General features: G+C 66.8%; 23 protein-coding genes. 19 read left to right on the forward strand and 4 right to left on the reverse strand.

The window, feature by feature from the left end; translation table 11 throughout:
- Positions 1-21: 21 nt before the first annotated feature.
- The 13 genes from murC to KXS11_RS04560 all read left to right on the forward strand — a co-directional run bounded on the left by murC (position 22) and on the right by KXS11_RS04560 (position 14,488).
- Positions 22-1,434, forward strand: a complete 1,413-nt coding sequence (gene murC, locus KXS11_RS04500) for a UDP-N-acetylmuramate--L-alanine ligase (protein ID WP_437384263.1) — start codon at positions 22-24, stop codon at positions 1,432-1,434.
- 10 nt (positions 1,435-1,444) lie between these two features.
- Positions 1,445-2,488: an FtsQ-type POTRA domain-containing protein gene (locus KXS11_RS04505; RefSeq protein ID WP_437384264.1), complete on the forward strand. Its 1,044-nt coding sequence runs from the start codon at positions 1,445-1,447 to the stop codon at positions 2,486-2,488.
- A 156-nt stretch (positions 2,489-2,644) separates the two neighbouring features.
- Entirely contained in the window at positions 2,645-3,892 is a 1,248-nt protein-coding gene (ftsZ, locus tag KXS11_RS04510) for a cell division protein FtsZ (protein WP_437384265.1), read from the forward strand.
- A complete protein-coding gene (locus KXS11_RS04515) occupies positions 3,892-4,602 on the forward strand; it encodes a YggS family pyridoxal phosphate-dependent enzyme (RefSeq protein WP_437384266.1) in 711 nt (236 codons plus the stop codon). Before ftsZ ends, KXS11_RS04515 begins: the two co-directional genes overlap by 1 nt.
- Before the next feature lie 44 nt (positions 4,603-4,646).
- Complete coding sequence (locus tag KXS11_RS04520) at positions 4,647-5,162, forward strand: cell division protein SepF (RefSeq protein WP_437384267.1); 516 nt, start codon at positions 4,647-4,649, stop codon at positions 5,160-5,162.
- Positions 5,163-5,169: 7 nt separating this feature from the next.
- A complete protein-coding gene (locus KXS11_RS04525; protein WP_437384268.1) occupies positions 5,170-5,466 on the forward strand; it encodes a YggT family protein in 297 nt (98 codons plus the stop codon).
- 157 nt (positions 5,467-5,623) lie between these two features.
- Positions 5,624-6,259 (forward strand): DivIVA domain-containing protein, encoded by a 636-nt coding sequence (locus KXS11_RS04530; RefSeq protein WP_437384269.1) that lies wholly within the window; start codon positions 5,624-5,626, stop codon positions 6,257-6,259.
- A gap of 13 nt (positions 6,260-6,272) precedes the next feature.
- Positions 6,273-6,890: a signal peptidase II gene (gene lspA / locus KXS11_RS04535; RefSeq protein WP_437384270.1), complete on the forward strand. Its 618-nt coding sequence runs from the start codon at positions 6,273-6,275 to the stop codon at positions 6,888-6,890.
- Complete coding sequence (locus KXS11_RS04540) at positions 6,887-7,810, forward strand: RluA family pseudouridine synthase (RefSeq protein ID WP_437384271.1); 924 nt, start codon at positions 6,887-6,889, stop codon at positions 7,808-7,810. The genes lspA and KXS11_RS04540 overlap by 4 nt, the downstream gene beginning before the upstream one ends.
- Before the next feature lie 193 nt (positions 7,811-8,003).
- On the forward strand, positions 8,004-11,468 hold the full coding sequence (gene dnaE / locus KXS11_RS04545; protein ID WP_437384862.1) for a DNA polymerase III subunit alpha: 3,465 nt from the start codon (positions 8,004-8,006) through the stop codon (positions 11,466-11,468).
- Between the two features lie 87 nt (positions 11,469-11,555).
- Complete coding sequence (gene hisD / locus KXS11_RS04550) at positions 11,556-12,908, forward strand: histidinol dehydrogenase (RefSeq protein WP_437384272.1); 1,353 nt, start codon at positions 11,556-11,558, stop codon at positions 12,906-12,908.
- A complete protein-coding gene (gene nrdR, locus KXS11_RS04555) occupies positions 12,908-13,393 on the forward strand; it encodes a transcriptional regulator NrdR (RefSeq protein ID WP_437384273.1) in 486 nt (161 codons plus the stop codon). Before hisD ends, nrdR begins: the two co-directional genes overlap by 1 nt.
- A 57-nt stretch (positions 13,394-13,450) precedes the next feature.
- Complete coding sequence (locus KXS11_RS04560; RefSeq protein WP_437384274.1) at positions 13,451-14,488, forward strand: quinone-dependent dihydroorotate dehydrogenase; 1,038 nt, start codon at positions 13,451-13,453, stop codon at positions 14,486-14,488.
- A 62-nt stretch (positions 14,489-14,550) separates the two neighbouring features.
- Here KXS11_RS04560 and KXS11_RS04565 read toward each other — a convergent pair whose 3' ends face one another.
- Positions 14,551-15,150 (reverse strand): DUF3043 domain-containing protein, encoded by a 600-nt coding sequence (locus KXS11_RS04565; RefSeq protein WP_437384275.1) that lies wholly within the window; start codon positions 15,148-15,150, stop codon positions 14,551-14,553.
- A 43-nt stretch (positions 15,151-15,193) separates the two neighbouring features.
- Between KXS11_RS04565 and KXS11_RS04570 the strand changes: the two genes are divergently transcribed.
- The 6 genes from KXS11_RS04570 to KXS11_RS04595 all read left to right on the forward strand — a co-directional run bounded on the left by KXS11_RS04570 (position 15,194) and on the right by KXS11_RS04595 (position 20,795).
- Positions 15,194-16,654 carry a dipeptidase gene (locus KXS11_RS04570; RefSeq protein WP_437384276.1) on the forward strand — a complete coding sequence of 487 codons (1,461 nt, stop codon included), beginning with the start codon at positions 15,194-15,196 and terminating at the stop codon, positions 16,652-16,654.
- A gap of 101 nt (positions 16,655-16,755) precedes the next feature.
- A complete protein-coding gene (erpA, locus tag KXS11_RS04575) occupies positions 16,756-17,127 on the forward strand; it encodes an iron-sulfur cluster insertion protein ErpA (RefSeq protein WP_437384277.1) in 372 nt (123 codons plus the stop codon).
- A 163-nt stretch (positions 17,128-17,290) separates the two neighbouring features.
- On the forward strand, positions 17,291-18,193 hold the full coding sequence (gene ctaC, locus KXS11_RS04580; RefSeq protein ID WP_437384278.1) for an aa3-type cytochrome oxidase subunit II: 903 nt from the start codon (positions 17,291-17,293) through the stop codon (positions 18,191-18,193).
- Complete coding sequence (gene ctaD, locus KXS11_RS04585) at positions 18,190-19,917, forward strand: aa3-type cytochrome oxidase subunit I (protein ID WP_437384279.1); 1,728 nt, start codon at positions 18,190-18,192, stop codon at positions 19,915-19,917. The genes ctaC and ctaD overlap by 4 nt, the downstream gene beginning before the upstream one ends.
- A 3-nt stretch (positions 19,918-19,920) precedes the next feature.
- Positions 19,921-20,343: a cytochrome c oxidase subunit 4 gene (locus KXS11_RS04590; RefSeq protein ID WP_437384280.1), complete on the forward strand. Its 423-nt coding sequence runs from the start codon at positions 19,921-19,923 to the stop codon at positions 20,341-20,343.
- Positions 20,343-20,795 (forward strand): GNAT family N-acetyltransferase, encoded by a 453-nt coding sequence (locus KXS11_RS04595; RefSeq protein ID WP_437384281.1) that lies wholly within the window; start codon positions 20,343-20,345, stop codon positions 20,793-20,795. The genes KXS11_RS04590 and KXS11_RS04595 overlap by 1 nt, the downstream gene beginning before the upstream one ends.
- 742 nt (positions 20,796-21,537) lie before the next feature.
- Here KXS11_RS04595 and qcrB read toward each other — a convergent pair.
- Genes qcrB through qcrC form a run of 3 tightly spaced genes read right to left on the reverse strand, consistent with a single transcriptional unit; the run spans position 21,538 to position 25,135 of the window.
- Entirely contained in the window at positions 21,538-23,172 is a 1,635-nt protein-coding gene (qcrB, locus tag KXS11_RS04600) for a cytochrome bc1 complex cytochrome b subunit (RefSeq protein ID WP_437384282.1), read from the reverse strand.
- Positions 23,169-24,254, reverse strand: a complete 1,086-nt coding sequence (qcrA, locus tag KXS11_RS04605) for a cytochrome bc1 complex Rieske iron-sulfur subunit (RefSeq protein ID WP_437384283.1) — start codon at positions 24,252-24,254, stop codon at positions 23,169-23,171. Before qcrA ends, qcrB begins: the two co-directional genes overlap by 4 nt.
- Before the next feature lie 35 nt (positions 24,255-24,289).
- Positions 24,290-25,135, reverse strand: coding sequence for a cytochrome bc1 complex diheme cytochrome c subunit (gene qcrC / locus KXS11_RS04610; RefSeq protein ID WP_437384284.1), 846 nt, complete (start codon positions 25,133-25,135; stop codon positions 24,290-24,292).
- Between the last annotated feature and the right edge of the window lie 14 nt (positions 25,136-25,149).

Below are 25,149 nucleotides of genomic sequence, written 5' to 3' on the forward strand. Positions count from 1 at the left end.
CTTCTCAGAAAGCGTGACCCTGTGATCAAGCCAGACCCCACCGTCGAGATCCCCGCCGACCTCGGCGTCGTGCACTTCGTGGGCATCGGCGGCAGCGGCATGAGCGGCATCGCCCGACTGTTCGTGGGAGCGGGGTCGCGGGTGACGGGTTCCGACGTCCGCGAGTCGAAGAACATCGACGCGCTGCGTGCCCTCGGCGTCCCGGTCGCGATCGGACACGACGCCTCGAACGTCGGTGCCGCTGACACGCTCGTCGTGACCGGTGCGCTCTGGGCCGACAACCCCGAGTACCTCCTGGCGAAGGAACGCGGGCTGACGATCCTGCACCGCTCGCAGGCACTCGCGTGGCTCACCTCCGGCACACGCCTCGTCTCGGTCGCCGGCGCACACGGCAAGACCACCTCGACCGGCATGATCATCACCGCGCTCCTCGAACTGGGAGCCGACCCGAGCTTCGTCAACGGCGGTGTGATCGAGTCGCTCGGTCTGAGCGCCGGACGGGGCGAGGGCGAGCTCTTCGTCGTCGAAGCGGACGAGTCCGACGGTTCGTTCCTGCTGTACGACACAGCGATCGCGCTCATCACCAACATCGATCCCGACCACCTCGACCACTACGGCTCCCTCGAGGCGTTCGAACAGGCGTTCGTGACCTTCGCCGAGCAGGCTCGCGAACTCGTCGTGATCTCCTCGGACGACGCTGGAGCCGTCCGGATCACCCCCGCGCTGCGGGCGGTCGCGGGCGACAAGCGCATCCTCACGTTCGGTGAGGCCGCCGACGCCGACGTCCGACTGCACGACGTCGGGTCTCAGGGCCCCGTCGCGTTCACGCTCTCGTACCTCGGTGAGGACTACTCCGCGACCCTCCGGGTCCCCGGTCGGCACAACGCACTCAACGCCGCTGGAGCCTTCGCCGTGCTCGTCGGCGTCGGGTTCGAGCCCGCCGCAGCACTGCAGGCGATCACCGCGTTCGGCGGTACGCAGCGTCGGTTCGAGCTGCACGGGGTGGCGAAGGGCGTGAGCGTCTACGACGACTACGCGCACCACCCCACGGAGGTCGCGGCTGCGCTTGCGGCCGCGCGCACCGTCGTCGGCGAAGGCCGGATCATCGCGGTGCACCAGCCGCACCTGTACAGCCGTACCCGCCTGTTCGCTCAGGAGTTCGCGGATGCCCTCGAGCGCTACGCCGATCACACGGTCGTCCTCGAGGTGTATGGCGCGCGGGAGGACCCCGAGCCGGGTGTCACCGGTGCGACGGTCTCGACCCGCTTCGCAGACCAGGCGCATGTCGCCTACATCGACGACTGGCAGCGTGCCGCCGACTACACGGCGACGGTCGTCCGTCCCGGCGACTTCGTGATCACCCTCGGCTGCGGAGACGTCTATCGGATCGTGCCGCAGCTCCTCGAGGCCATCGCCGGTCACGAGTCCGCCTGATGGGTCTCCGGTGAAGCGCCCGGACGGCTTCGATCCGAACGTCCGTCCCCGGACGGAGCGTGCCGCGGAGCGTGGAACACCGAAGCCGTCCAGGCCGGTCCGCGGCGATTCGTCGGCGCGGTCGTCGGATCCGGATCGGGCCGAACCGGACCAGGAGGCGACCGACGTCCTCGACCTCGACGTCGCGCGACTCCGTGAACAGCGCGCGACCGTCGCGCCGACTGCGCCGAAGCGCGTCGCGGCAGCGTCGACCGTGAGCTCGGAGGATGTCGCGAACGCGCCGACATCCGACGACTCCGTCCTCGACCCGCGAACGGCTGCCAAGCTCCGTCGTCGGCACGAACGCCAGGAGATCCGACGATTCACCGCGCGGAAGCGTGGTCGCCACCGGCCATGGGTCGTCGCGGCAGCCATCATCGGCGCGCTCGTCCTCGTGTCGCTCGCCGGCGCCTACTCACCGCTGCTCGCGGTGCGGACCATCGAAGTGGTCGGAGCGTCGCGGGTGAGTCAGGCTGAGCTCACCGAGGCTCTGTCCTCCCAGCTCGGGCGACCACTCGCCCTCGTCGATGCCGGCGAGGTCAAGGCGGTGCTCGTCGGGTATCCCTTGATCGCCAGTTACTCGCTGGAGTCGCAGCCGCCGTCGACGCTCGTCGTCCGCATCGTCGAGCGCGAGCCGGTCGGTGTGTTGCAGTCCGGCACGGTGTACACCCTCGTGGACGGCGCCGGGGTCACGATCGAGCGGAGTGATCAGCCGATCACGGGGTACCCGACCCTCATGGTCTCAGGCGGTGCGACCTCGAAGGGCTTCGTCGCCGCGGCGGCCGTGGTGCGCGCACTGCCCGCCGAGCTGCGCGCGCGGGTCGCCTCGGTCTCCGCGACGACCGCAGACGACGTGACCTTGACGCTCGTCGACTCGCCTGCCGAGGTGGTGTGGGGGAGTGCCGAGGATTCCGCGAAGAAGGCGCTCATGCTCGAGCGTGCCATGGCCGCGACCGACCCTTCGCAGGTCAACCAGTACGACCTCTCGTCGACGTCGAGCGTCATCGTCCGCTGACGACGCTCGCGGATTGCGCATTCGATGTGCCGACACGCGGGGGCGCGTCCCGGACGGTTCCCGGGATCGCCCTAACGTCGTGCTCAAGGACAAAATGCATACGCAGCATGACTTTAAACCTGAACTAGAGGTTGAGAGTTCTCACGGAGGCCGGAAGTGACTACAAACCAGAACTACCTCGCCGTCATCAAGGTCGTCGGTATCGGCGGCGGTGGCGTCAACGCGGTCAACCGCATGATCGAGCTCGGCCTTCGCGGGGTGGAGTTCATCGCCATCAACACGGACGCGCAAGCGCTGCTGATGAGCGATGCCGACGTCAAGCTGGACGTGGGTCGAGAGATCACCCGCGGCCTCGGCGCCGGCGCGGACCCCGAGGTCGGCCGTCGTGCCGCCGAGGACCACGCCGAGGAGATCGAGGAGGCCATCGCGGGAGCGGACATGGTCTTCGTGACCGCCGGTGAGGGTGGTGGTACTGGAACCGGTGGTGCGCCCGTCGTCGCGCGCATCGCGAAGTCCATCGGCGCCCTCACGATCGGTGTCGTCACCAAGCCCTTCGGCTTCGAGGGACGGCGTCGCCAGGCGCAGGCCGAACTCGGTGTCGCCCGCCTGAAGGAAGAGGTCGACACCCTCATCGTCGTGCCGAACGACCGCCTGCTGGAGATCAGTGACCGCGGTATCAGCATGCTCGAGGCGTTCGCAACGGCCGACCAGGTCCTCCTCGCCGGTGTGCAGGGCATCACGGACCTCATCACGACACCCGGGCTCATCAACCTCGACTTCGCGGACGTCAAGTCCGTCATGCAGGGGGCTGGGTCAGCCCTCATGGGCATCGGGTCCTCGCGTGGCGCCGACCGCGCCATCAAGGCTGCGGAACTCGCGGTCGCCTCGCCGTTGCTCGAAGCGAGCATCGAGGGAGCGCACGGTGTGCTGCTGTCCATCCAGGGCGGGTCGAACCTCGGCATCTTCGAGATCAACGATGCAGCCAAGCTGGTCCAGGAAGCCGTGCACCCCGAGGCCAACATCATCTTCGGTGCCGTCGTCGACGACACGCTCGGTGACGAGGTCCGGGTCACCGTCATCGCCGCAGGCTTCGACGGTGGCGAGCCGCTCACCCGGACGGCTGCGTCGCCCGCGGACGCTGTGATCTCCGGTGGAGTCATGAGCTCCTCCGACGAGGCCTCGAGTGCGCCGATCAGCTCGCCGGCACCAGCAGCCGCCGAGTCCGCAGAACGCTCGTCGGCATCCGCGTCCACCGGTTCTTCCGACTGGAGCGCGAACCGCGGATCGTCCTCCGCCTTCTCCGGCGGAACCGCTCGTCAGTCGGAGACGGTCGTCGAGACCGTCGTCGTCGACCCGTCGTTCGACGACGAGGGCGAACTGGACATCCCTGATTTCCTGAAGTAGTGGGAAACGAACTGACGGCGACCGGGTCCGGCTCCATCGAGCCGGACCCGGCGCTGCTCGCCCGTCTCGACGAGGTCCGCGACCGCGTGGCGCAGGCGACACGCGATGCAGGTCGGAGCGATGAGCCCACACTGATCGTCGTGACCAAGTTCCACCCTGTCGACCTGGTCGAGCGGCTCGCCGCGGCTGGTGTGAGCGACGTGGGCGAGAACCGGCACCCTGAGGCGCGAGACAAGGCGTCGGCCGCGGAGGGGCTCGGCCTGACATGGCACTTCATCGGCCAGCTGCAGACGAACAAGGCCAAGCAGGTTCGTCGGTACGTCGACGCCGTCCATTCGGTCGACCGCCCCGAACTGCTCAGGGCACTGTCCTCGCAGGAGCGGCCACTCGACGTGTTCCTCCAGCTCAACCTCACCTCCGATCCCGGACGCGGGGGAGTCGTCGGGGACGCTGCACTCGAGGAGCTCGCCACCGAGGCGCTCCAGACCGAGGGCGTGGTGCTGCGTGGCCTGATGGCCGTCGCTCCACTCGATGAGCCGCCCGCGGCCGCCTTCGCCCGCGTGGCTGCAGCGTCCGAACGCCTGCGCGCGCTCGCGCCGCAGGCGAACGCCCTGTCGATCGGGATGAGCCACGACTTCGTCGAAGCCGTCCAGGTGGGCGCGACACACCTTCGGATCGGCACGGCAATCACCGGGAAACGCCCCACGTGACGTTAATCTCGTAGGAGCACGGACCGCAGATCACGGAGGAAACGATGTCGAACCCACTGAAGAAGACCATGGTGTACCTCGGGCTCGCCGACGATGATCTCGACTACGAGCAGCAGCACTCGGCCCAGGCGGAACCCGCCCAGCAGGCTGAACCGCGCCGGACCGAGCGCGCAGAGCGCACCGAGCGTGTGGAGCACGTCGCCAAGCCGGCCCCGGTGACGCCGCTGCGCAAGCCCGTCCCCGTGCGTCAGCCGGTCGCCCCGAGCTCGGACCTCAACGAGATCCTGACCGTGCACCCCAAGCAGTACCGCGACGCACAGATCATCGCGGAGAGCTTCCGTGACGGCGTGCCCGTCATCATCAACCTCTCGCAGATGAGCGATGGAGACGCCCGCCGGCTCATCGACTTCGCCAGTGGACTGTCGCAGGGTCTCTACGGCAAGATCGAGCGCGTCACCAGCAAGGTCTTCCTCCTCTCGCCGGAGCACGTCGCCGTCTCCGGTGACAACGGACAGGGTGCGCCGGAGGCGACCGAGGCCACGTTCTTCGCACAGTCATAATTGAGGGGTGGCTTCTCTCATCTCCCTGATCGGCACGATCCTCTATTTCGCGCTGCTGCTGTACTTCTTCGTGCTCTGGGCGCGGTTCATCCTCGATCTCGCCCGAGTGCTCCGTCCGCAGTGGCGCCCCTCTGGCGTTGGCCTGGTGCTCGCTGAGCTCAGCTTCACGGTCACCGACCCGCCGATCCGGTTCTTCCGACGGGTTCTGCCGCGCGTGGCCATCGGTCCGGTCGCGCTGGACTTCGGGTGGACGCTGACGATGCTGTGCTGCATCATCGCCATGACACTCGTGCAACTCCTGTAGTCATCGACCGGTCGCTCACGATTGTGTGGCTACGATAGAACGTCCGTCACCAGGCGGCAGCCTCCACTCGCGGCAACATGTCTCACCCTCTGGGTCAGACTTTGCTAGCGTGGGGGCGTTGTACAGATTTTCGATTCGACAGTGAAGGTGGTTCGCTATGGCGCTCACTCCCGAAGACGTGGTCCAGAAGCGGTTTCAGCAGACCAAGTTCCGCGAAGGCTACGACCAGGACGAGGTGGACGACTTCCTCGACGAGGTCGTCGTCGAGCTCCGTCGACTGATCCAGGAGAAGGACGAGGTCCAGCAGAAGCTGACCGCGGCCGAGGCCAAGGTCGCCGAACTCCAGTCCGGTGCCCCCGCCGCTCCTGCGGCTCCCGCCAAGGTCGAAGCAGCTCCTGCTCCGGTCGTCGCCCCCGTCGCGGCCCCGGCTGCCGCGTCGGCCGACGACACGGCTGAGAGCTCCAACAACCTGCTCCAGCTGGCGCGTCGTCTCCACGACGAGCACGTCGCAGAGGGTGCCCAGCGCCGCGACTCGCTCATCGCCGAAGGTCACGCCACCGCAGCTCGTGTCGTCGCCGAGGCCGAGGCCAAGCAGCGCGCGCAGATGCAGGTCCTCGAGCAGGAGCGTTCCGTGCTCGAGCACAAGATCGACGAACTCCGCAACTTCGAGCGTGAGTACCGCTCCCAGCTGCGCGGCTACATCGAGGGTCAGCTCAAGGATCTCGACGCGTCGTCGTCGAGCTCCGCTCCCGACGCGCAGGCCGGCGTGACCGCCGACAGCGCAGCGGTCTAGCGCAGACACCCGGTTGTCTCCCGCATCACCGTCGAAGACCAGCGCCAGGACTCTTGGAGTCCTGGCGCTGGTTGCCGTCGTGGCCTACTCCGCCGATCAGTTCACCAAGTTCCTCGTCACCACCAATCTCACGGTCGGTGAGTCCGTCCCTGTCCTCGGTAACGCCCTCGTGCTGTACTTCGTCAAGAACTCGGGCGCGGCGTTCTCGCTCGGTGCCGGGTACACCTGGATCTTCTCGATCCTCGCCGCGGTCGTCGTCGTCGTCATCGTCTGGTTCGCGCGGCGCATCCGGTCGCTCGCCTGGGCCATCGTCTTCGGGCTCCTGCTCGGTGGCGTGCTCGGCAACCTCACCGACCGGTTGTTCCGTGAGCCGTCCTTCGGCCTCGGCCACGTCGTCGACTTCATCTCGACGCCCTGGATGCTGCCGGCCATCTACAACGTCGCCGACATCTGCATCGTCGTGAGCATGGCGCTGTTCATCCTCCTGACGCTGTTCGGAGTGAACCTCGACGGGACGCGCACGACGCGAGCCAGCGAGGCGGCCGCCGCTCCGGCGGCTGCGGACCCCGCTTCCGTCGAGGACGCCGAGGCTGGCCCGGAGTCCCACACGCCGAAGCCGGACGCACCGTGAGCGAGTCTCGCAGCCTGTTCGTTCCGGACGGGCTGGACGGCGAACGCGTCGACGCCGGTCTCGCAAAGCTCCTCGGCTTCTCCCGGAGCTACGCCGCGGAGGTCGCACTCGCCGGCGGCGTCAGCATGAACGGCAAGTCCGTCGACAAGTCCGACCGCCTGCTCGCCGGCGCCTGGCTCGAGATCGAGTGGGCGCCCCGCCGCGAGGCGGTCATCGTCCCGATCGCGGTACCTGAGCTGGGGATCGTGCATGATGACGACGACATCGTCGTGGTCGACAAGCCGGCTGGGGTCGCGGCCCATCCCTCGGTGGGGTGGGAAGGGCCGACCGTGCTCGGCGCCCTCGCCGCCGCCGGATTCCGCGTCTCCACGTCGGGCGCAGCGGAGCGAGCGGGGATCGTCCACCGCCTCGATGCCGGGACGAGCGGGCTCATGGTGGTCGCGAAGACCGAGCGCGCCTACACCTGGCTGAAGCGGCTGTTCCATGACCGCGAGGTCGAGAAGATCTACCGGGCGGTTGTACAGGGCCACCCGGATCCGCTCGCCGGCACCATCGACGGCCCGATCGGTCGCCACCCGCGGCACGACTGGCGGTTCGCGGTGACGGTCGACGGCAAGCCGTCGATCACCCACTACGAGACGCTCGAGGCGTTCCCGTACGCATCGCTGCTCGAGGTCCACCTCGAGACGGGTCGGACACACCAGATCCGTGTCCACATGGCCGCCCAGCGTCACCCGTGTGTCGGCGACACCATGTACGGGGCGGACGCCGCGCTGTCTGCACGACTCGGGCTCACGAGGCAGTGGCTGCACGCCACGAAGCTGGGCTTCGCGCACCCCTCGTCGGGCGAGTTCGTCCGTTTCGAAGCGCCGTATCCGGCAGATCTCCAACACGCGCTCTCGGTCCTCGAACTGGACTGAACGTCTCCAGCCGCCGTGCTGTCCGTCGGCGTTCGTGCACCTGATCCAGGAGCCCGACGTCGGCGGTCCCGGTTAGGCTGGAACCCTTCCACCTCGGCTTCTGGCCGACCCCACAGCACGATCTCCGGAGGCGCCGTCCGTGCCCACGTCCACCGATTCGTTCGTCCATCTGCACGTCCACAGCGAGTACTCGATGCTCGACGGCGCAGCCCGCGTGAAGCCGTTGATCGCCGCCGCGGTCGAACAGGGCATGCCGGCCGTCGCGGTCACCGACCACGGCAACATGTTCGGTGCATTCGACTTCTGGCGGACGGCCACCGACGCCGGGATCAAGCCGATCATCGGCACCGAGGCATACATCACGCCGGGTACCGCCCGCGGCGACCGCACGCGCATCAAGTGGGGCGACGGCGGCGGAGACGACGTCTCGGGTGCGGGTGCCTACACGCACATGACGCTGCTGTCCGAGACGACCGAGGGGATGCACAACCTCTTCCGACTGTCCTCGAAGGCGTCGATCGAGGGCTATTACTTCAAGCCGCGCATGGATCGGGAGATCCTCAGCCAGTACGGCAAGGGCCTCATCGCGACCACCGGTTGTCCGAGTGGCGAGGTGCAGACGAGGCTCAGGCTCGGGCAGTACGACGAAGCGGTCAAGGCCGCGGCGGACTTCCGCGACATCTTCGGAGCCGAGAACTACTTCTGCGAGATCATGGACCACGGCCTCGGCATCGAGCGCAGGATCATGTCCGACCTCATCAAGCTGTCGAAGGACCTCGGTCTGCCGCTGCTCGCGACGAACGATCTCCATTACACGCATGCGGCCGACGCGAAAGCACACGCGGCGCTCCTCTGCGTCCAGTCCGGTTCGACGCTCAACGACCCGAACCGTTTCAAGTTCGACGCGGACGAGTTCTACCTGAAGTCGGCCGAGGAGATGCGCCGTCTGTTCCGGGAGTACCCCGAGGCGTGCGACAACACCCTCGCGATCGCCGAGCGGTGCGACGTCGCCTTCGACACCTCGGCCAACTACATGCCGCGCTTCCCGGTGCCGGAGGGCGAGAACGAGGAGAGCTGGTTCATCAAGGAGGTCGAGACGGGGCTCCAGCAGCGCTACCCCGACGGCATTCCCTCCGACGTCCGTGAGCGCGCGAACTACGAGACCGGCGTCATCGTCCAGATGGGTTTCCCCGGGTACTTCCTCGTCGTCGCCGACTTCATCCAGTGGTCGAAGCGGAACGGTATCCGCGTCGGTCCCGGACGTGGCTCGGGTGCCGGCTCGATGGCGGCGTACGCGATGCAGATCACCGACCTCGACCCGCTTCGCCACGGCCTCATCTTCGAGCGCTTCCTCAACCCCGACCGCGTCTCCATGCCCGACTTCGACGTCGACTTCGACGACCGTCGCCGCGGCGAGGTGATCAAGTACGTCACCGAGAAGTACGGCGATGAGCGCGTCGCCCAGATCGTCACCTACGGCACGATCAAGGCGAAGCAGGCGCTCAAGGACTCCTCGCGGGTCCTCGGGTTCCCGTTCGGCATGGGCGACAAGCTCACGAAGGCCATGCCACCCGCGGTCATGGGCAAGGACATCCCGCTCGAGGGCATCCTCGATCCGAAGCACCCCCGGTACAAGGAAGCGGTCGATCTCCGCGGCATCATCGACACCGATCCGGAGGCACGCACGGTCTTCGAGACCGCGCTCGGCATCGAGAACCTCAAGCGCCAGTGGGGAGTGCACGCGGCCGGCGTGATCATGTCGAGCGATCCGCTCATCGACATCATCCCGATCATGAAGCGCGAGCAGGACGGCCAGATCGTCACGCAGTTCGACTACCCGGCATGTGAGTCCCTCGGCCTGATCAAGATGGACTTCCTCGGTCTCCGGAACCTGACGATCATCAACGACGCACTCGACAACATCAAGAGCAACCGCGACTTCGACCTCGTCCTCGAAGACCTCGAACTCGACGACCGCGGCGCCTACGAGCTCCTCTCCAGGGGCGACACGCTCGGGGTGTTCCAGCTCGACGGCGGGCCGATGCGTGCGCTGCTGCGCCTCATGAAGCCGGACAACTTCGAGGACATCTCCGCTCTCATCGCGCTGTACCGCCCGGGGCCCATGGGGGCGAACTCCCATACGAACTACGCCCTGCGGAAGAACGGGCAGCAGGAGATCACCCCGATCCATCCGCAGCTCGAAGAACCGCTGTCGGAGATCCTGTCGACGAGCTACGGCCTCATCATCTACCAGGAGCAGGTGATGGCGATCGCCCAGAAGGTCGCTGGCTTCTCGCTCGGGCAGGCGGACATCCTCCGTCGTGCAATGGGTAAGAAGAAGAAGTCCGAACTGGACAAGCAGTTCGAGGGCTTCTCGGGCGGAATGATGGAGAACGGCTTCTCCATGGAGGCCGTCAACAAGCTGTGGGAGATCCTGCTCCCCTTCTCCGACTACGCGTTCAACAAGGCGCACTCGGCTGCATACGGCGTCATCTCCTACTGGACGGCATACCTGAAGGCGCACTACCCGGCCGAGTACATGGCTGGACTGCTCACGAGCGTCGGCGACTCCAAGGACAAGATGGCGCTCTACCTGAACGAGTGTCGTCGCATGGGTATCCAGGTACTGCCGCCCGACGTCAACGAGTCCATCGGGTTCTTCGCGGCCGTCGGCGAGGACATCCGCTTCGGGCTCGGGGCGGTGCGCAACGTCGGCTCGAACGTCGTCGAGCTCATCCGCCAGGCGCGCGAGGAGAAGGGACGCTTCACGTCCTTCCACGACTTCCTGCGGAAGGTGCCGTTGCCGGTGGCGAACAAGCGCACGATCGAGTCACTCATCAAGGCGGGCGCGTTCGATTCGATGGGCGACAGCCGTCGGGCCCTCTACGAGATCCACGAGGACGCGGTCGACTCCGTCGTGAAGGACAAGCGTGCCGAGGCCTCCGGCAGCATCGGTTTCGACTTCGACAGTCTCTTCGCCGAAGTGGGTGAGGTGCCCCTCGCGAGTGTTCCCGAGCGTCCCGACTGGGGCAAGCGCGACAAACTCAACTTCGAACGTGAGATGCTCGGCCTCTACGTCTCTGACCACCCGCTCGCGGGACTCGAGATCGAACTGGCGAAGCATGCGTCGACGACGATCACCGACCTGATGGCCTCTGAAGCAGCGGACGGCGAGACGGTCGTCATCGCGGGGCTCGTCACGAGTGTGCAGCACCGTATCGCGAAGGCGTCCGGAAACCAGTACGGCATGATCCAGGTCGAGGACTTCGGCGGGGAGATGACCGCGATGTTCATGGGCAAGGCGTATCAGGAGTTCGCACCTGAGCTCGTGGGCGACTCGATCGTCGTCGTGCGCGGCCGGGTGAGCGTCCGCGACGATGGCATGAACCTGCACGCGTACAGCATCTTCTCACCCGAGTTCCCGGAGACCGGTGGCGACCGGATGCTGCAGCTCTCGATGGCCGACGCCCGCGCCACCACGGAGATCGTCACCACCCTGAGCGACGTGCTGACGCGGCACGCCGGGCCGACCGAAGTCCGGTTGAAGCTCATCCGGGGCGAGATCGCGCGCGTGTTCGAACTGCCGTACCGCGTGAACCTCTCTTCCGGCCTGTTCGGCGAGCTCAAGTCGTTGCTCGGACCGAACTGCCTCGGTTGAGCGGATCCGGCTGCGCCGCTGGGGGAGTGCTCCGAGCATGGTTCCGGCGGCGCCCCGGTCCCGCGTGGGCGGTAGGCTGTGACGGCCATGATCACCACCATTGACCTCAGGGGAGTGCGGCCGACCCGCACCGAGCTCCTGGAGATGCTGCCCCGTCCCGTCGTCGACATCACCGCCGCCGCTCAGTCCGCGCACACCCTCATCGAGGACGTCCGCGCGCATGGCAGCGCCGCACTGCTGGACCAGGCCGACCGGTTCGACGGTGGCCGCCCGGAGCACCTGCGGGTGCCGCAGGTCCAGATCGACGAGGCGGTGCGCGCGCTCGACCCCGCGGTGCGCGCCGCGCTCGTCGAGGCGATCGAGCGGGTCCGTGAAGCCACCCGTGCCCAGATTCCGCCGCAGCGCACGACCACGCTCGGTGACGGCGCGACGGTCGTGCAGCGTTGGGCACCGGTCGGCCGCGTCGGACTCTACGTCCCTGGTGGCAAAGCGGTGTACCCGTCGAGCGTCGTCATGAACGTCGTCCCCGCGCAGGAGGCCGGTGTCGGTTCGGTCGCCCTCGCCTCCCCGCCGCAGCGCGAGTTCGATGGCCGCGTGCACCCCACGATCCTCGGCGCCGCAGGGCTCCTCGGCGTTTCCGAGGTGTACGCCATGGGTGGCGCCGGTGCGATCGGTGCGTTCGCCTACGGTGTGCCCGATGCCGGACTGGACGTGGTCGACGTCGTCACCGGTCCAGGCAACATCTTCGTCGCGGCGGCGAAGCGTCTCGTGAAGGGACAGGTCGGAATCGATGCGGAGGCCGGCACGACGGAGATCCTCGTCATCGCCGACGCGACCGCTGACGCCCGTCTCGTCGCCGCCGACCTGGTCAGCCAGGCCGAGCACGACGAAGCTGCGGCCTCGCTGCTCGTCACCGACAGCGTCGAGCTCGCGCACGCCGTCCAATCCTGGCTCGCGGACTATGCCGCCGGAACCCGCCACGGCGCGCGTGTCGTCGAGGCGCTCGGCGGACCGCAGTCGGCGATCGTCCTCGTCGACGACCTCGATGCAGCGGTTGCGTTCAGCAACGCCTACGGGCCTGAGCACCTCGAGGTGCAGACGGCGGATCCGGAGTCGCTCCTCGACGTCATCACGAACGCCGGCGCGATCTTCCTCGGCGACCACACGCCGGTGAGCCTCGGTGACTATCTCGCCGGTTCCAACCACGTCCTGCCGACGGGCGGTCAGGCCAGGTTCTCCGCAGGGCTCGGTGCGTTCACCTTCCTCCGCCCGCAGCAGATCATCCGATACGACGAGGAGGCACTCCGTCAGGTGTCAGCGCACATCGTCGCGCTCTCGGCTTCAGAGGACCTTCCTGCGCACGGCGAGGCCGTCACCGCCCGGTTCGGTCTGGTGCCAGCGGAGCTCGCCGCTCCGGTCGACGCTGAGGGTGGTCGCTGATGTACTGCCCGTTCTGCCGTCATCCAGACTCCCGTGTCATCGACTCTCGAACGAGCGACGACGGCCTCGCGATCCGACGACGCCGGCAGTGCCCGGAGTGCGGTCGCCGGTTCAGCACGATGGAGACGTCGAGTCTCGGCGTGATCAAGCGGTCTGGCGTGGTCGAGCCCTTCAGCCGGGAGAAGGTCGTCAGTGGCGTCCGCAAGGCCTGTCAGGGCCGGCCGGTCACCGATTCCGACCTCGCTGTGCTCGCGCAGCGTGTCGAGGAATCGATCCGGGCGACCGGTGCATCGCAGATCGACGCGAACGACATCGGACTCGCCATCCTCGCTCCGCTGCGCGAGCTCGACGAGGTCGCCTACCTGCGCTTCGCGAGCGTCTACCAGGCCTTCGAATCGCTCGATGACTTCGAGGCCGCGATCGGTCTCCTCCGCGTCGAGCACGCCGCAGGGAAGAGCCGGGACGTGTCGTCGACCGAGCTCTGAGCCTCGACGAGGGCGTCGAGGTGCTGGCCCGCGTGAGCCGCTACGCTTGCCTACGGTATGTACGGTCTCCTCTTCACCCATGTCCTGTCGAAGCTCGACCCTGAGCGCGCCCATCACCTGGCCTTCGACGTCATCCGCGCGCTCCCGGTCACGGGACTCGGGTTCTTCGTGAGGAGGTTCACCGCTCCTCGTCTCGACCAGTCGGTCGAGACGCTCGGGCTGCGATTCGAGACGCCGTTCGGCGTCGCTGCCGGGTTCGACAAGGATGGGAAGGCCGTCCTCGGTCTCGGCCAGCTCGGCTTCGGGCACGTCGAGGTCGGGACCATCACCGCGATCCCGCAAGCGGGCAATCCGACTCCGCGGCTGTTCCGCTTGATCCCCGACCGCGCGGTCGTGAATCGCATGGGCTTCAACAACGCGGGGGCTTCGAGCGCTCAGCGCCGGCTCGAGCGCACGTCCCGTGTGCGTCGGCGCCCTGTCCTCGGCGTCAACATCGGCAAGAGTCGCGTCGTCGACGTCCAGGACGCGACGGCCGACTACGTGCAGAGTGCCCGTCTGCTCGCGCCGTCGGCCGACTACCTCGTCGTCAACGTGAGTTCGCCGAACACCCCGGGTCTCAGGGGACTGCAGGAGCTCGATCAGTTGGCGCCACTCCTCGAGGCGGTCCAGGAGGCGGCCGGTTCGACGCCGCTCCTGGTCAAGATCGCACCCGATCTCACCGACGACGAAGTCGACCGGATCGCCGAACTCGTCGTGCGACTCGGGCTCGACGGCATCATCGCGACGAACACGACGATTGCTCGCACCGGTCTGCGGACCGATCCGGCCGTGGTCGAGGCCGCAGGCGCCGGCGGGCTCTCGGGTGCGCCGCTCGCCGCACGGTCACTGGTGGTGCTGCGCCGTATCCGCGCCGTCGTGCCACCAGAGCTCTGCGTGATCTCCGTCGGTGGCATCGACACCGCTGAAGACGTCCAGGAGCGCTTGGACGCGGGTGCCACGCTCGTCCAGGGGTACACGGCGTTCCTGTACCGCGGTCCGCTCTGGGCGCGCCAGATCAATCGAGGGCTCGACCGCCTCGCACGCGCCAGGCGGTAGCCGGACACACGAGAACGCCCGCTGGTCCGAGACCAGCGGGCGTTCTCCGTCGGAGGGCGTGTCTACTTGTTCGGGAACTGCCCGCGCTTGACCTGCGGCTTCGGCAGGCGCAGCGGACGCAGCTGCAGAGCGCGCATCGCCGCGTACCACCGCACACCGCGCTCGTCCTGACCGAACTTCACGCGAAGCGCCTTCCGCACGCGGAAACCGAGGAACACGCAGTCAGCGATGGCGATGATGAAGAAGACCCAGAGGGTGAGCATGCCGTAGACCTGGATCTCGGGGACCGGCATGAACGTCAGGATGATCACGAGGAACATGACCGGGATCATGAACTCGCCGATGTTGAAGCGCGCGTCGACGTAATCGCGCACGAACTTCTTCTGCGGGCCGCGTTCGCGGGCCGGGAGGTACTTGTCGTCGCCCGCAGCCATACCGGCCTGGGCCCGACGGCGTGCCTCGGCCTGCTGCGCCTTCGCGGCCTTGCCTGCCTCCTTCCGGTCGGAGGGCACGAGCGGACGCTTGTTCTGCGCCTCGCGCTCGGCGCGCGATGGGGTCGGGCGTCCCTTCGCCTCGGTGACACCGCGCGCGAGCCGCTCGGCGGTCTGCGCTGCGGTCTCGACGATTGGGTCGGATGCTGGGGTGCTCTGCTGTTTGGCCACGATGCGACGTCCTTGATTGGTGGATTCGCTTAAGATTACTCGCATGACGACAGGTACCACGACGGAATCCACCCAACACCCACCTGCTGACCAGGAACTGCTCGACCGCCTGCGCGAATCGGTCGCCGGTGCGTTGCCCGCCTCGATCGCCGATCTCTCGGCCCTCGTCCGCATTCCCTCGGTCTCCTGGTCCGCATTCGACGCCGCAGAAGTGGCCAGGAGTGCTGAGGCGGTCGCCGAACTGGCTCGAGGGCTCGGCATCTTCGACGACGTGTCCGTGCGTCGATCGGCCGTCGCAGGTGGGACCGAGCTCGGGCAACCGGCGGTCCTGGCACGACGTGAAGCCCGCAACGGTCGGCCGACCGTCCTGCTGTACGCGCACCACGACGTCCAGCCGCCCGGGAGCGACGACAAGTGGGATTCGCCGCCCTTCGAGCCGACTGTCCGCGACGGGCGCCTCTACGGCCGCGGCGCCGCCGACGACAAGGCCGGGGTGATGTCGCACATCGCCGCGATCCGTGCCGTCACCGAGGTCCTCGGGCCCGACCTCGACCTCGGCATCGTGCTGTTCATCGAGGGGGAGGAGGAGTTCGGTTCGCGCTCGTTCGCCAACTTCCTCGAGGAGAACCGCGACATGCTCGCCGCAGACGTCATCGTCGTCGCCGACAGCGACAACTGGGACGAGCGGACGCCTGCGCTCACCATCGGGCTGCGCGGCAACGTCACGTTCCGCCTGCGCGTCAAGACCCTCGAGCACGCCTCGCATTCAGGGATGCTCGGGGGAGCGGTGCCCGATGCGATGCTCGCGGCGATCACCCTGCTCGCCACCCTCTGGGACGCCGATGGGTCTGTGGCCGTCGACGGCCTGACCTCGCACGACGCCGTGACGCCTGAGTTCAACGAAGCACAGCTGCGCGCGGAGTCGGGGCTCGTCGACGGTGTCTCGCCGATCGGCCGCGGCTCGATCCTCAGCCGCATCTGGTCGCAGCCGGCCATCACCATCACCGGGATCGATGCGCCGAGCGTCGCCAACGCCTCGAACACGCTCGTCCCCGAGGTGGCTGTGCGGCTGAGCGCGAGGATCGCACCCGGGCAGGATCCTGCAGAGGCCTACCGCGCGCTCGAGTCCCACCTGCGCGCCAACGCTCCGTTCGGGGCGCAGCTGACGATCGACGAGGTCGACCAGGGCGCGCCGTTCCTCGTGGACACGAGCGGGTGGGCGGTCGCGGAGGCGAAGCGAGCGATGGCCGACGCCTGGGAGGTCGAGCCCGTGGAGACCGGGATCGGTGGATCGATCCCGTTCATCGCCGACCTCGTGCGCGTCTTCCCCGAGGCCCAGATCCTCGTCACCGGGGTTGAAGACCCGCACTCGCGGGCCCACAGCCCCAACGAGTCGCTCCACCTCGGCGTGTTCCACAAGGCGATCCTCACGGAGGCGGTGCTCCTCGGCCGTCTCGCCGGGGCGCCGACCCCTGCAGAGCGCGCTACGGCGAGCCGCAACTGATCGGGCGTGCCACCGGGAATCCCGGGGGTGCGCCCGGCGTTGCACGGGTTAGAATCTGTCAACGGCGCCGTCCGGCGCACCCAGACCTCGCGAGGAGCATCATGAGCGACACCATCCTGACCGAGACCGCGTCCACGACCACGGCAGCCCACGGCGTCGGCTTGTCAGACACGGCCGCACAGAAGGTCAAGAGCCTCCTCGAGCAGGAGGGGCGGGACGACCTCCGGCTTCGCGTCGCCGTGCAGCCCGGCGGTTGCTCGGGCCTCATCTACCAGCTCTACTTCGACGAGCGCATGCTCGACGGCGATGCGACGGTCGACTTCGACGGCGTCGAGGTCATCGTCGACAAGATGAGCGTGCCCTATCTCGACGGCGCCTCGATCGACTTCGAGGACACGATCCAGAAGCAGGGGTTCACGATCGACAACCCGAATGCTGAGGGCAGCTGCGCCTGTGGCGACAGCTTCCACTGAGCAAGATTCTTCCTCGAAGGGGAAATCGCCCGGTCCCGGGCGGTTTCCCCTTCGTGTTTCCGGCCCGTCCTCCGGCGCGCGGGCTGGAATGGTCCGGCGCTCACCGCGCTTCCCCACTAGACTGGGGGGCGATCCACAGGTGTGTATTCGAAAGGTTTCAGAGGTGCGCTCGACTCGTCGTCTCAGATGGGCTGCCATTCCGGTCGCAGCCACACTCGCCATAGTCCTGGCGGGTTGTACGCAGGCGGAACTGCATGGTTACCTGCCGGGATTCGTCGAGGGCGAATCTCCCGTCACGAACCACACGGACCGCATCGCGGGCCTGTGGGTGACGGCATGGCTGGTGCTGCTCGCAGTCGGTGTCGTGACGTGGGGGCTCATCATCTGGGCCGTCATCGTCTACCGCCGTCGCAAGGGCCAGACCGGTCTCCCGGTTCAGCTGCGATACAACATGCCGATCGAGATCTTCTACACGATCGTCCCGCTCATCCTGGTGCTCGGCTTCTTCGCCTTCACCGCGCGAGACCAGAACGCCATCGAGACCCAGTACGAGGATCCCGACGTCGCGATCGAGGTCTTCGCCAAGCAGTGGGCTTGGGACTTCGTGTACGACGAGGCCGTCGACGGCCAGGATGTCTGGACCGCGGGCGTGCAGGCCGATGAGGGCCCCGGCGGCGTCATCGACCAGGACGCGCTCCCGACCCTCTACCTGCCTGTCGGCAAGACGGTGAAGATCGCGCTGCAGTCGCGCGACGTCATCCACTCCTTCTGGGTCATCGACTTCCTCTACAAGAAGGACATGTTCCCCGGCAAGATCAACTACATGTCGTTCACCCCTGAACGCGAGGGCACCTACGCCGGCAAGTGCGCCGAGCTCTGCGGCGAGTACCACTCGCTCATGCTCTTCAACGTGAAGGTGGTGTCGCAGGCCGAGTACGACCAGCACCTGGCCGATCTGGCCGAGTCCGGCAACATCGGCGACTACGGCACCGACTACGACCGCAACAGCAACCTCCCCGGCACCAAGGCGCCGGCAGGTCTCGAAGAGCATGGAGACGCGGAATGACCTCCACCACGCTTCCCGCAGGTCAGGCGAGCGTCATGGGACGCAGCACTGCCGAGCGCAAGGGCAACGTCCTGGTCAAGTGGATCACCTCCACCGACCACAAGACCATCGGGTACATGTACCTGATCGCCTCGTTCATCTTCTTCTGCCTCGGCGGCGTGATGGCCCTCATCATCCGTGCACAGCTCTTCGAGCCCGGCGGAACGATCGTCGAGACGAAAGAGCAGTACAACCAGCTCTTCACCATGCACGGCACGATCATGCTGCTGATGTTCGCGACGCCGCTCTTCGCCGGTTTCGCGAACGCGCTCATGCCGCTCCAGATCGGTGCTCCCGACGTCGCGTTCCCGCGCCTCAACGCCTTCGCGTTCTGGCTCTACGCGTTCGGTAGCCTCATCGCCGTCGGTGGCTTCCTCACTCCGCAGGGTGCTGCTGCATTCGGGTGGTTCGCGTACGCGCCACTGTCGAGTACGACCTTCTCACCAGGGCTCGGAGGCAATCTCTGGGTACTCGGCCTCGCGTTGAGCGGTTTCGGCACCATCCTCGGTGGCGTGAACTTCATCACGACCATCATCACGATGCGCGCCCCCGGCATGACGATGTTCCGGATGCCGATCTTCACCTGGAACGTCCTGGTCACGTCGATCCTCGTGCTGATGGCCTTCCCGGTCCTCGCAGCGGCGCTGTTCGCCCTCGCGGCCGACCGCGTGTTCGATGCGCACATCTACGATGCGGCCAACGGTGGCGTGATCCTCTGGCAGCACCTGTTCTGGTTCTTCGGTCACCCAGAGGTCTACATCATCGCTCTGCCGTTCTTCGGCATCGTCTCCGAGATCTTCCCGGTGTTCAGCCGTAAGCCGATCTTCGGTTACAAGACCCTCATCTACGCGACGATCGCGATCGCCGCTCTGTCGGTCACGGTGTGGGCCCACCACATGTACGTCACCGGTTCGGTGCTGCTGCCGTTCTTCGCCCTGATGACCATGCTGATCGCCGTGCCGACAGGTGTGAAGATCTTCAACTGGCTGGGCACCATGTGGCGCGGTTCGGTCACCTTCGAAACCCCGATGCTCTGGTCGATCGGCTTCCTGATCACCTTCGTCTTCGGTGGCCTCACCGGTGTCATCCTCGCGTCGCCGCCGCTCGACTTCCACGTGTCCGACTCGTACTTCGTCGTCGCTCACTTCCACTACGTCGTCTTCGGCACCGTCGTGTTCGCGATGTTCGCAGGCTTCTACTTCTGGTGGCCGAAGTGGACCGGCAAGATGCTCAACGAGAAGCTCGGCTACTGGCACTTCTGGCTGCTCTTCATCGGCTTCCACACCACGTTCCTCATCCAGCACTGGCTGGGCGTCATCGGCTTCCCCCGCCGTTACGCGACCTACTCGCCCGAGGACGGCTTCACCTGGATGAACCAGCTGTCGACGGTCGGTTCCTTCATCCTCGCGATCTCGCTGCTGCCGTTCTTCCTGAACGTGTACATCACCACTCGGAAGGCGCCGCGCGTCACCGAGGACGACCCGTGGGGCTACGGTGGTTCGCTCGAGTGGGCGACCAGCTCGCCGCCGCCGCGTCACAACTTCGTGTCCATCCCGCGCATCCGCTCCGAGCGCCCCGCGTTCGACCTGCACCACCCCGAGGTGGGTATGCCGGTCGGTGTCGGTCCGGCGAAGGACGCCCCCGACGCGCCGACGCTCGACATCGACGCAGGAAAGGTGCAGTAGTCCATGCGCGCGAACATCATCCTCTTCACGATCCTCACCGTCTTCTGTGCAGCGCTGTGCGCGACGTACACGATCTGGTCGCTCGTCGACCCGCTGCACGGCCGCGTCGAGTGGGTCGGGACCGTCACGCTGGCACTGGCCGCTATCCTCAGTGCATTCCTCGGGTTCTACCTGAGCCGCGTGCACAAGAGCCAGGGCGCTGAGCTGCCCGAGGACACGCTCACGGCGAACATCGATGACGGCGACCCGGAGATCGGGCACTTCAGCCCGTGGAGCTGGTGGCCCATCATCCTCGCCGGCGCCTGCGCACTGCTCGTGCTCGGCCTCGCGGTCGGCTTCTGGATTGCCATCATCGGCATCCCGGTCGTCGTCATCGCGGTCGTCGGATGGAACTACGAGTACTACCGCGGATACTTCGCCCGCTGATGGTCACCTCCTTCATCATCCGTCGTGGGCAGCCAGACGACCGTTCCGCGGTTTTCGGACTCGCCGGTCAGCTCATCACCGGCTCCATTCCGCCGGCAGCAGACGACTTCGTGACGGCCTACAACAACGTGATGCGTCCTCGTGAAGACGAGACGAACGTGCTGTATGTTGCGGTGGACCAGGATGAGAACGTCGTCGGCTACACCCTGATGACGGTCTCACGGCTGCTGCACGCCGCGGGACTCACTGCCCACCTCCAGGAGCTCGTCGTTGACGAAAGCGCCCGCGGTGCCGGCATCGGTTCGGCTCTGGTTGAGGCGAATGAGCACTATGCGGTCGAACGTGGTGCGCGTCAGCTGACGATGTCGACGTCGCGTGCCGGCGACTTCTACCGGCGACTCGGGTACAACGTGACCGCGGAGTTCTACAAGAAGATCCTGCCGCTCGGCTAGGAGCCGGCACAGTGTCAGAAACGCCCCGGAGATATATCTCCGGGGCGTTCTGTCGTTGCTGGAGCGCCTGCAGGAGCAGCGCTGCGGCTCGCGGGCTGCGGAGCTCCACGGTCAGGAGATCGGGGAGCTCCGAGCGTGCGGCATCGCCCAGGCGCGGCACGACGTCGTGCCGCCGCCAAGACCACCCGATGATGTGTTCAGAATCTGACAACATCGTGCGGAGCGGTGGCTCGACGGAGCCGTGCCAAAGCTCCTCGCGCATGATTCTGCGGCGGAGCGTCCTGACGATCACGCGTCGTATGACGATCGCTCGACGATAGCGGATATGCAGCAGGAGATCTGCACGTTCGGCAGGCCAACGGGCGTGCCGGAGCATCCTGCCACTCCGTGGTCCACCTCGCTCCGCTGCTGAACGCTTCGACGTCGGTCGTGAAGGCGGGCGGGGCGTCCATCCGGCACCGTGGTGCCGCCCGTCGATCTCGGTTGTGGGGGAGTCCAATCGTCGTTGACACCGCGCCCGCAAGCGTGGTCTTCCCGGCGCCGGACGCGCCGGCCACGATGATCCTCTGAGCAGCTCCTCTTCGTGCGAGCACTGCAGGGGTGAGGGGCGTTCGCCGCAGCGGTCTGGAGACGGTGAATGGTAGGTCCGAGGCGTACCCGTGGTCAGAGCAGCGTTGAAATGCCGAGAGCCCCGCTGTCCGTGTGGACGGCGGGGCTCTCAAGGGCCGAAGCGGCGGTCGACCTAGTGGTGGTCGCCGTGCGACTTCTCGATCTCGGTCTGCGTGACCGGGGCGATGCGATCTTCGAAGAACCAGCGCGAGAGCGCTGCGCGAGCTCGCTGAGCGTTCGTGATCTTGCCCTTGGCGTTCGGGCGGATCATGAGCGGCTGGTGGTCGTTGTAGCTCGCCAGGCGCCAGCGTTCGTACTCGTCGACGGGCTCGTGCACCTCGATGTACTCACCACCGGGCAGACGGACGATGCGTCCGGTCTCGTAGCCGTGAAGGAGGATCTCGCGGTCCTTCTTCTGCAGTGCGAGGCAGGTGCGCTTCGCGAGGAAGTACGCGATGAACGGGCCGATGATGAGGATGGCCTGCAGGGTGTGGATCACGCCCTCCATGCTCACCTTGAAGTGCGTGGCGATGATGTCGGAGCTCGCGGCAGCCCACAGGGCCGCGTAGAAGGTGACACCGGCTGCGCCGATACCCGTGCGGGTCGGAGCGTTGCGCGGACGGTCCAGGATGTGGTGCTCGCGCTTGTCACCCGTGACCCAGCCCTCGATGAACGGGTAGATCAGCACCGTGACGATGAAGAGACCCAGGACGAGGACGGGCAGGATGATGTTGAACGAGAACGTGTGGTCCCACAGGACGAACTCGAGGTGTGGCGGGACGAGTCGGAGCGCACCGTCGGCGAAGCCGATGTACCAGTCCGGTTGCGTACCTGCCGACACCGGCGAGGGATCGTAGGGGCCGTAGTTCCAGATCGGGTTGATCGTGAACAACGAAGCGATGAGCATCACGACACCGAAGACGATGAAGAAGAAGCCACCGGCCTTCGCGGCGTACACCGGGAGCACGGGGAAGCCGACGACGTTCTGCTCGGTACGGCCGGCGCCCGGGAACTGCGTGTGCTTGTGTACGACCACGAACACGAGGTGCAACGCGATGAAGAGGAGCACCATCGCGGGCAGCAGCAGGATGTGGAGCGTGTACAGGCGACCCACGATGTCCGTGCCGGGGAACTCGCCGCCGAAGAGCAGGAAGGTCGTCCACGTGCCGATGATCGGGAGACCCTTCACCATGCCGTCGATGATCCGCAAGCCGTTACCGGAGAGCAGGTCGTCGGGGAGCGAGTAGCCGGTGAAGCCCTCTGCCATGGCGAGGATGAAGAGCACGAAGCCGATCACCCAGTTGAGCTCGCGCGGCTTGCGGAAGGCACCCGTGAAGAAGATGCGCAGCATGTGCAGACCGATGGAGGCGACGAAGAGCAGAGCAGCCCAGTGGTGCACCTGACGCATGAGCAGGCCACCGCGGATGTCGAACGAGATGTCGAGGGTCGACGCCATGGCGACCGACATCTCGATGTTCTTCAGCGGGACGAACGAGCCGTCGTAGTGCACTTCAGCCATGGAGGCCTGGAAGAAGAAGGTCAGGAACGAACCGGACAGCAGGATGATGACGAAGCTGTACAGTGCGACCTCGCCGAGGAGGAAGGACCAGTGGTCGGGGAAGATCTTGCGACCGAACTCCTTGACCGCGACCGACACCGAGGTTCGTTCTTCGATGTAGTTCGCTGCGGCGGCAGTGAAGCCACCGGATTTCTGCGCCGAGGCGGCCGGAGCCTGCTCAGGGGCGCGTGTTGCGGTCGAGGTGCTCAATGACGCTCCCAGAAGCTCGGGCCGACAGGTTCGTGGAAGTCGCTCCGCGCGACGAGGTAGCCCTCGTCATCGACGGTGATCGGCAGCTGCGGCAGCGGCCGGGCGGCCGGTCCGAAGATGACCGCGCAGTGGTTCGTGACGTCGAACTGCGACTGGTGGCAAGGGCAGAGGAGGTGGTGGGTCTGCTGCTCGTAGAGCGCGACCGGGCAACCGACGTGCGTGCACACCTTGGAGTACGCGACGATGCCGTCGTAGGACCAGTCCTTCTTGGACTCCTCCTCGACGAGATCTTCCGGCTTCAGCCGCATGAGCAGCACGATCGCTTTGGCCTTCTCGTTGAGGACGTGCTCCGCTTCGTGGAGGTTCTCGGGGATGACGTGGAACGCGCTGCCGAGGGTGACGTCGGATGCCTTGATCGGCGTGCCCGATGGGTCGCGGGCGAGACGCGTGCCTTCCTTCCACATCGTGTGCTGCATGAGCTCGACCGGGTCTTCGTCGTACGGAGCGAGACCGCGGAAGAGGGCGATGCCGGGCAACGGGAACACGATGAGTGAACCGATGAGGCTGTTGCGGATGAGCGTGCGTCGGCCGATGCCGGATTCGACGTTCGCCTCGTGCAGGATCTCGACGGCGCGGTCGCGGCTCTCCTGGTTCCCGCCGACCTTGTGGCGGTAGTCGATGCCTTCCTCGTCGTGCATGAGGGCCTTGCCCCAGTGCACGGCACCGATGCCGATCGCGAGCAGCGCGAGCGCCATGCCGAGACCGATGAACAGGTTGTTCAGTCGGACCGAGGCGATGTCCTCCGGCTCGATCGGGAACGCCATGTAGGCGGCGACCGCCCAGACGCTGCCGACGATCGACAGGTAGAAGAGCGTGTAGACGGTGCGCTCGGCCCGCTTGTCCTTCTTGGGGTCGAGGTCCGTGACGCGCTTGCGGTGGGGCGGCAGACCGGGGTCGACCACGGCATCGCGGGTGATGACCCCGGTGCCGGTCGAGACCTGCAGCTCCTGCCCGCGGGCGGACGGATCGGCAGACGAGTCGGCGGCTTGAATCTCCGAGCCGCTCGAGTTGTCGTGAGCCATTGTGCTCCTTCTTACGTGTTGTCGATCCGCGTCGGTCAGTTCGACTTCGCGGTGATCCAGACGGTGAGGGCGACGATCGAGCCGAGGCCGAAGATCCAGAGGAAGAGGCCTTCGGACACAGGCCCGAGCGAGCCGAGGTCGTTACCGCCCGGTGACGGGTTGTTCTCCATGAACTTCAGCGCGGTGATGATGTCGCGCTTGTCCTCGGGGGAGAGGTTCATGTCGTTGAAGACCGGCATGTTCTGCGGGCCGGTGATCATGGCCTCGTAGATGTGCGCAGCGCTGACACCGACGAGGGACGGAGCATACTTGCCCTCGGTCAGGGCGCCACCGGCGGCGGCCACGTTGTGGCACATCGCGCAGTTGATGCGGAACAGCTGGGCGCCGTTCGAGGCGTCGCCTTCGCCGTCGAGGTACTGCTCGTCGGGGATCTCGGGGCCGGGAGCGACCGAGGCGACGTAGGCCGCCAGCGAGGAGATCTGCTCGTCGGTGAACTGGACGGGCTTCTCGGGCGCCTGGGGACCCTGGTTCTGGAGCGGCATGCGACCGGTACCGACCTGGAAGTCGACCGCGGCTGCGCCGACGCCGAGGAGGCTCGGGCCGGCGGTGGTGCCCTGCATGTCGAGGCCGTGACAGGTGGCGCAGTTGGCCGAGAAGAGCTTCTCGCCTTCGTCGACCGAGGCCTGGGTGTTCGCCGCCGAGGCGGGTTCGGCACTGGCCGTGCTCACGCTGAACGCCGCGTACGCGCCGCCCGTGACGAGCAGGCCGATCGCGAGCAGTGCCGCAGAGGCGAGTGGGCTGCGACGCCCGCTCTTGCGGCTCTTGCGCGCGGTCTTCTTCGTCGCCTTGGTGGCGGCCGGTTGGATGGGTTCAGTCTTCATGGAGTCAGTCATTC

Origin of the sequence: Plantibacter flavus (genome assembly GCF_051487245.1) — a bacterium.
GTDB lineage: Bacteria > Actinomycetota > Actinomycetes > Actinomycetales > Microbacteriaceae > Plantibacter > Plantibacter flavus_B.

Excerpts from the sequence above, each read along its gene's own strand:
- KXS11_RS04520 (WP_437384267.1), top strand. The coding sequence starts at position 4,647 with ATGTCGAACCCACTGAAGAAGACCATGGTGTACCTCGGGCTCGCCGAC.
- KXS11_RS04530 (WP_437384269.1), top strand. The coding sequence starts at position 5,624 with ATGGCGCTCACTCCCGAAGACGTGGTCCAGAAGCGGTTTCAGCAGACC.
- dnaE (WP_437384862.1), top strand. The coding sequence starts at position 8,004 with ATGCTCGACGGCGCAGCCCGCGTGAAGCCGTTGATCGCCGCCGCGGTC.
- hisD (WP_437384272.1), top strand. The coding sequence starts at position 11,556 with ATGATCACCACCATTGACCTCAGGGGAGTGCGGCCGACCCGCACCGAG.
- nrdR (WP_437384273.1), top strand. The coding sequence starts at position 12,908 with ATGTACTGCCCGTTCTGCCGTCATCCAGACTCCCGTGTCATCGACTCT.
- KXS11_RS04560 (WP_437384274.1), top strand. The coding sequence starts at position 13,451 with ATGTACGGTCTCCTCTTCACCCATGTCCTGTCGAAGCTCGACCCTGAG.
- KXS11_RS04570 (WP_437384276.1), top strand. The coding sequence starts at position 15,194 with ATGACGACAGGTACCACGACGGAATCCACCCAACACCCACCTGCTGAC.
- erpA (WP_437384277.1), top strand. The coding sequence starts at position 16,756 with ATGAGCGACACCATCCTGACCGAGACCGCGTCCACGACCACGGCAGCC.
- ctaD (WP_437384279.1), top strand. The coding sequence starts at position 18,190 with ATGACCTCCACCACGCTTCCCGCAGGTCAGGCGAGCGTCATGGGACGC.
- KXS11_RS04590 (WP_437384280.1), top strand. The coding sequence starts at position 19,921 with ATGCGCGCGAACATCATCCTCTTCACGATCCTCACCGTCTTCTGTGCA.
- KXS11_RS04595 (WP_437384281.1), top strand. The coding sequence starts at position 20,343 with ATGGTCACCTCCTTCATCATCCGTCGTGGGCAGCCAGACGACCGTTCC.
- qcrA (WP_437384283.1), bottom strand. The coding sequence starts at position 24,254 with ATGGCTCACGACAACTCGAGCGGCTCGGAGATTCAAGCCGCCGACTCG.
- qcrC (WP_437384284.1), bottom strand. The coding sequence starts at position 25,135 with ATGAAGACTGAACCCATCCAACCGGCCGCCACCAAGGCGACGAAGAAG.